The 6,207-nt window shown below is 32.1% G+C and carries 7 protein-coding genes; 1 reads left to right on the forward strand and 6 read right to left on the reverse strand.

What is annotated here, in order from left to right; all coding sequences use genetic code 11:
• The 6 genes from ACT8VG_RS06280 to ACT8VG_RS06305 all read right to left on the reverse strand — a co-directional run.
• A partial coding sequence (locus tag ACT8VG_RS06280) for an AAA family ATPase (protein WP_444195429.1) occupies window positions 1-1,596 on the reverse strand: 1,596 nt, incomplete at its 3' end.
• Window position 1,597: 1 nt separating this feature from the next.
• Window positions 1,598-2,740, reverse strand: a complete 1,143-nt coding sequence (locus ACT8VG_RS06285; protein WP_444195430.1) for an exonuclease SbcCD subunit D — start codon at window positions 2,738-2,740, stop codon at window positions 1,598-1,600.
• A gap of 169 nt (window positions 2,741-2,909) precedes the next feature.
• Entirely contained in the window at window positions 2,910-3,059 is a 150-nt protein-coding gene (locus ACT8VG_RS06290; protein ID WP_444195431.1) for a hypothetical protein, read from the reverse strand.
• 75 nt (window positions 3,060-3,134) lie between these two features.
• Complete coding sequence (locus ACT8VG_RS06295) at window positions 3,135-3,503, reverse strand: hypothetical protein (protein ID WP_117459175.1); 369 nt, start codon at window positions 3,501-3,503, stop codon at window positions 3,135-3,137.
• Window positions 3,503-3,985 carry a GNAT family N-acetyltransferase gene (locus tag ACT8VG_RS06300; RefSeq protein WP_444195432.1) on the reverse strand — a complete coding sequence of 161 codons (483 nt, stop codon included), beginning with the start codon at window positions 3,983-3,985 and terminating at the stop codon, window positions 3,503-3,505. Before ACT8VG_RS06300 ends, ACT8VG_RS06295 begins: the two co-directional genes overlap by 1 nt.
• A gap of 113 nt (window positions 3,986-4,098) precedes the next feature.
• On the reverse strand, window positions 4,099-5,448 hold the full coding sequence (locus tag ACT8VG_RS06305) for an MATE family efflux transporter (protein ID WP_444195433.1): 1,350 nt from the start codon (window positions 5,446-5,448) through the stop codon (window positions 4,099-4,101).
• A 124-nt stretch (window positions 5,449-5,572) separates the two neighbouring features.
• Between ACT8VG_RS06305 and ACT8VG_RS06310 the strand changes: the two genes are divergently transcribed.
• Window positions 5,573-6,031, forward strand: a complete 459-nt coding sequence (locus ACT8VG_RS06310; RefSeq protein WP_195921555.1) for an Lrp/AsnC family transcriptional regulator — start codon at window positions 5,573-5,575, stop codon at window positions 6,029-6,031.
• Window positions 6,032-6,207 lie beyond the last annotated feature (176 nt).

Below are 6,207 nucleotides of genomic sequence, written 5' to 3' on the forward strand. Positions count from 1 at the left end.
AACTTCAACTGTTCTCGCAAGTAATCCTGCCTGTGCATCTAGGAAGAGCTTATTAGCTTCTTCATAGATTCTATTCTTCTGATTATAATAAGTACTTAATCTTGTATATTCATTTTGTGTTGAGATGAGTTCTTTTTCTTTTTTAGAAATAGATTGAAAGTCTTTAACAAGGTTGTTGTAAGAATCAAGCTTAGTCTTGAATTCCTTATGTTTTGATTCTAGAATAACCTGTTCTTTTTCTACATCCTTGAGTGTTTCTAGTTCTTCTTTACCTTTTTCCTGTTTTAATAATAAAGATTCTTTGTTTTTATTGAGTAATGTAAGCTGTTTAGTAGAATTATCAATAGATTTATTAATATTAGATATGCTATTTTCTATTTTGCTTAATTGTTTTCTATTTTCTAAATCTTTTGTCGCTTTATCATATTCTTGTGTATATAAACGAACTGATTGTTCGTATTTTGTATCTACAGTCTTCTCTTCTTCTTTTAAGTTTTCATACTGAATGCGTAGTTCTGGCTCTCTTTTGAGTTCATTTTCTAGCTTGTTTTGCGTATCTGTATATTGTTTTTGATCTTTTGTATAAGAGTTATGTGCCTGCAAGATATTATAAGCATATTCAATTTTACTAGAGAGCTTATAGTTATTTTCTATCTCCTCTTTTTGATTATTTAAGTTAACGAGCTGCTGCTTTGCCTCTTTTAGAACTTGATAATCATTAAGAAGTTGTTTTGCTTGATCTAGATTTGTTTTCTTTTCCTCTTTTAATGCATTAGTCTTACTTAATGCATCTTTATCTTTATTAAGAGTCTCTTCTAATACCTGACAATAGGATTCTAACTCATCTACTAATTCATTGAGATAAGAGATTTCCCCTCTTTGAATCGCTTCAATAAGGAAGACAAGATTTTCATGTTCTTCACTTATATGAATATGCCCTACTTCACTCATACACCTTGTTTTGATATCACTAATACTCTTTTCTGTTTCTTTTCTTCTATTGTTGAGTTCTTCTACAATATCATTATAGATTTCTGTATGGAAAAGCTTTCTAAAGATTTCTTTCTTCTCATTAGATGATTTACGTAATACATCCATGAATTCACCTTGCGCAATCATTGCGACCTGCATGAACTGTTCTTTAGTGAGATGAATGATATCTATGATCTTCTTATTAGCTTCTTTTTGAGGATACTCAGACCCATCTGGCATCATTAATGCGATACTACCTGATTCTGCTTTTTCTTTTCTTAAACCTTTTTTAGCGCCTGCTTTATAGTATGTATAATGCTGGGGAATACGATGAATGGTATAGATTTTTTCATCATCACCATAGCCTTGTGAGAAGGTCAATTCTACGTAAGGTTTAACGTCTAATGAAGCAAATTGGCTTTGTAAGAGTGTGCCTGTTTTCTTATTTAGAGTAGAACTGCTTTCTCCATATAATGCGAATACAATCGCATCAAAGATAGTTGTTTTACCTGCGCCTGTATCTCCAGTAATTAAAAACAAATTCTGATTTGGTTCTCTAAAATCAATGACTGTTTTAGATGCATAGGAACCAAAGGCTTCCATTACGAGTTTAATAGGTTTCATACTATACCCCTTTCACATGGTTGATGATATCTTCTAGAAGTTCTTTTTCTTCTTCATCAACACCATTTAAGAAATCAGTACATAAAGAGAATGGATCCATTTTAACATCCTTCTTTACAACTGCCTGATAGTTATTCTTTCTTATTTTTTCTCTTCTTATTTCTAGTAATCTAGGAAAAGCATTTTTTAGTTTTTCCTGCATTTCAAAGATATTGAGATCCTGTTTATCAGTAAGTACAACTCTCACAAAATCATCACAGGATTGATTTAATACATCTTTAAGTTCTCCTTCTATGATTCTTAGATCATGAAATGGTTTTAAAGGAAGTACCTGTGTTTCTACAACACCTTTTTCTTTCATTTCTATTTCTATAATTCCTTTGTCCTGACCAGCTTCACTCATAGAATAAGGTAAAGGTGTACCACAATAGCGATAGACGTCACTTCCTACCTTCATAGGTTTATGGATATGTCCTAAAGCAGCATAGTCAAATGGGAGTAATACTTCTCCACTGACTTCATCGATGTTGCCAGCCGTACGTATTTCAGAATCAGTTCGTTCTATATCTTCTGCTTTCTTATTAACTGGTAGATAGAACTGGTGAGAAATCAATACGTTTCTATCCTTTGTATTCATTTCTTCTCTTTCTATCAGTTTCTTAATTGTTTCACTATAAGAGTAGTTTCTTCCATCGTTAGTTCCAATAATGTTTTTAACCATGGAAGGTTTCACAAAAGGAAGAAGGTAGAAATGAACAGGTCCATAATTGTCATTTAAAGTAATTCTTTCAATATGATCCTCTTCTTTTTCAGGAGGGTTACCTACCATATAGAGGTTCTGTTTAAGTAGTACCTGTCTAAAACAATCTATTCTAGGTGCACTATCATGATTACCAGAAATCATCATAATAGTAGATTGGGGTACTGCTTCCTTTAAAGATGTCACAAAAGAGTCAAATAGACTCACTGCTTCAGCACTAGGAACAGCTTTATCATATATATCACCTGCAATCATAATAGCGTCAGGTTGTTTTTCTTTTGCGTATTGTACAATTCTATTAAGTATATATTGTTGGTCTTCTGTTAAGTCTCTATTCATCAGCTTTAAGCCAATATGGAGATCAGATAAATGAAATAGTTTCATTATTATTTGTCCTTTCTGCGTTAAGATAAGTTTATTATACACCATCTCTATATTCTATGTCTGAAATTCATGCTTAATAATGCCTTTAAATAGGTGTAATTAAAAATTATTTAAAAGTAATTTATGCTAGTCTAAAAAAAAGAAACAGCAACCCGCTGTTTCTCTCACGTTAGATTCCAAACTCTCTTGCAAGTTCTTCATCTACTTCATCTGCAGTCAATGTTTTACCTTCTTTGATAGATTCAATACCTTTTCTTAATTCTTTGTCTAGTTCTTCTTGTGTCCTACCACCAATTGCGGTTGGTTCTGTATATGTCATATCTATCACCTCTTTAGTCCATAGTAAGCATTATCAACATGTATTACAAGACAAAAAGATAAAAGAATATACTTTCTATACTGTAAACAATAATACTACAAAACCCATAAGTACAAACAATACAGGTAGAATAATCGCAATGAATCTATTAGATGCTTTCTTATACCAATAAGGAATTAACGATAATCCAAATAGAATTATACTAGCTGCAAATAGATAATCACCTTCCATGATACCTACACAGCCAAATAGAGCTATACCTACACCAATAAGAGTACGAATAATATCAAATATAAGAAATACAGAACCTATTGCTTTTTTCTGTATTCTTTTTCTTTTCATCTTCTTTTCATATCTTGTATATTCATTATCTAGAGTACTACCACATACAGGGCATTTCTTCATTCCTATTTCTACTCTACATCCACATTTAGGACAGATCATTATTTCACCTTCTCATATGCTATTCTAGGTGTACCATCTTCTACATAGATAATTCCTGTTTCTTGAAAACCATTTTTTAACAAAACCTTCTGCATAATCTTATTATCTTCATGTGTATCAGCTCTTAGATGTGCACATCTTTTACTGCAGAAGTTGACTGTTTTATTAAATACTTGATGCATAATGCCATCACTTGCAATACGATGAATCGTACCATAAGTACTGTAATCAAGCCATGCACCTTCTATTTCCTTATATGTAGGATCTTCTGCTATAATAAACGCAAATACACTATGTATAATAGAGTCTTCTTCCATTACAAAGAGTTGATGTTTATGAATGTCTTCTTCTAATGTTTTTGAATCAGGATAACGACTGTTCCACTGATGTGGGTTACCTGTTTGTCTCATAAAAGCTTTCGCAATTTCATATATTTCTAATATTCTTTCTAAGTCTTCTGTTCTGGCTTCTCTAATAATCATGATTCATCCTCCCTACCACAATTTAATCAAACAGAGTTAATCTCTGTCAATATGTAAAACAGGAGAAGCTCCTATTAACCTTTAGATGTATCACTTAATACCAACCTATTTCATTATAATACTCCCCCAAAACTTAATAGATTGTGTTTATTCTTTTTGTAATATACTAATCCCACTATATCCGCAAGTGCCCAGCCTATTGGAACTGACCACCATATACCTGTTACTCCAAGTGTTGGTATAGAAGATAAGATATAAGCTAAAGCGACTCTTGTGCCAAGTGAGAAGACTGTAAGAACAACACTCATACCTGGTCTTCCTAAGGCACGATATAAACCATATAACAAGAATAAACAGCCTATACCTATATAGAATGCACCTTCTATTCTTAAGTAGCGTACACCTTCTAAGATGATACTTGTTTCATTTGCATCTATAAAGATCATCATTAAAGGTTTCGCAAATATATAAACTAGAATAGAAATAATTATACAAAATATTGAAGAGATACGAACAGCTTCTTTGAGTCCTTTTTGTATTCTTTCTTTTTCTTTGGCTCCATAGTTTTGAGCAATGAATGTAGAAAAGGCATTTCCAAAGTCCTGTACTGGCATATAGGCAAAAGCATCTATTTTTACTGCAGCTGCAAATGCAGCCATAACAACTGTACCAAAGCTATTAACTAACCCTTGTACCATCAGTATTCCTAGATTCATGACTGATTGCTGGATACAAGTAAGAAGCGAGAAAGAGATGATCTGTTTAATTCTTTCTCTTTTTAAGTAACTAACCTTAAATATTACAAGTACTTCTTTATATTTAAGTAGTGTATAAAACATGATGCCTATACCTGATACATATTGGGATAGTACTGTGGCAAGGGCTGCACCCCCTACTCCCATCTTTAATACAAGTACAAAATAGAGATCTAGAATAATATTCAAGATAGAAGAGATGGCAAGAAAGATGAGTGGAATGACTGAATTACCTATAGATCTTAAATAAGCCGAAAAGAAGTTATATAAGAATATCGCAATGATTCCCATAAAAATATATAAGAGATAACATCTCATATCACCCCATACCTCATGAGGCACTCTTAAGAAGAGTTTAAGTACATCTAGACATATATAAGCAATGATATTAAGTAATATGGATGTGAAGACAATAAAGAAGAAGGAAGCACATAGATCCTGTTTTAGTCCTCTTTTATCTCTTTGTCCAAATCTAATAGAAAAGAGTGCACCACTACCCATACATAAGCCTAATATGATAGATGTAATAAAGGTCATAAGAGTAAAAGAAGAACCGACTGCAGCTAAAGCTGTTTTTCCTAAGAACTGCCCTACTATTAAAGTATCCGCAATGTTGTAACATTGTTGTAAGAGGTCTCCTAGTATCATAGGTATCACAAACAACAGCATTGATTTCACAACAGGTCCTTTTGTAAGATCTTTATTCATTATATGCCTCCTTTTCGTAACTTCATACTTACGTTATGCAACTATTATAGTATAATAGTTTGCTTATATCAACTTGTGATTTATTTTACACAATGATAAGATAAATAAGACAGGAGTGATATAAATGTACTTAAATGGGTTAGATAAGTTAGATCAGAAGATTATACAGTTATTAGTAAGCAATGCCCGTATGTCTTATTCTGATATAGGAGAAAAGATTGGAATTTCTAGAGTAGCTGTTAAAGCACGTATTCAGACTTTAGAGAATAAAGGGATTATTGAAGAGTATACAACGATTATTAATCCACAAAAAATAAGTGGTGCTGTATCCTGTTATTTTGAGATAGAAACAAAGCCAGACTCTTTTAAAGAAGTAACAGATATATTAAATAAGAATGATATAGTGACTCAGATCTATAGAGTAACTGGTAGAGATAAACTACATGTACATGCAGTAGCATCTTCTAATGAAGAAATGGAACATTTTCTTCATTATGTGATAGATACACTTCCTGGTGTATTAAGCTGCAGCTGTAATACGATATTATCACGCGTAAAGGATATTAAAGGGTTAAGACTTTAATTTGTTCGTAATAATGCTAGTGGTTTTGAACTCCTAGCATTTTTTTATTCCTACCATTACACAATCAAAACTATTGCATATCTGTTTCTATCTGTATGCATACATGTTTGTTGTTTATTTTGCAGAATTATTGCAAAATTATTCATTTCTTTTGTGAAAATGGTATAATACTAATG

This window comes from Catenibacterium sp., from assembly GCF_052354645.1.
Lineage (GTDB): Bacteria > Bacillota_I > Bacilli_A > Erysipelotrichales > Coprobacillaceae > Catenibacterium > Catenibacterium mitsuoka_A.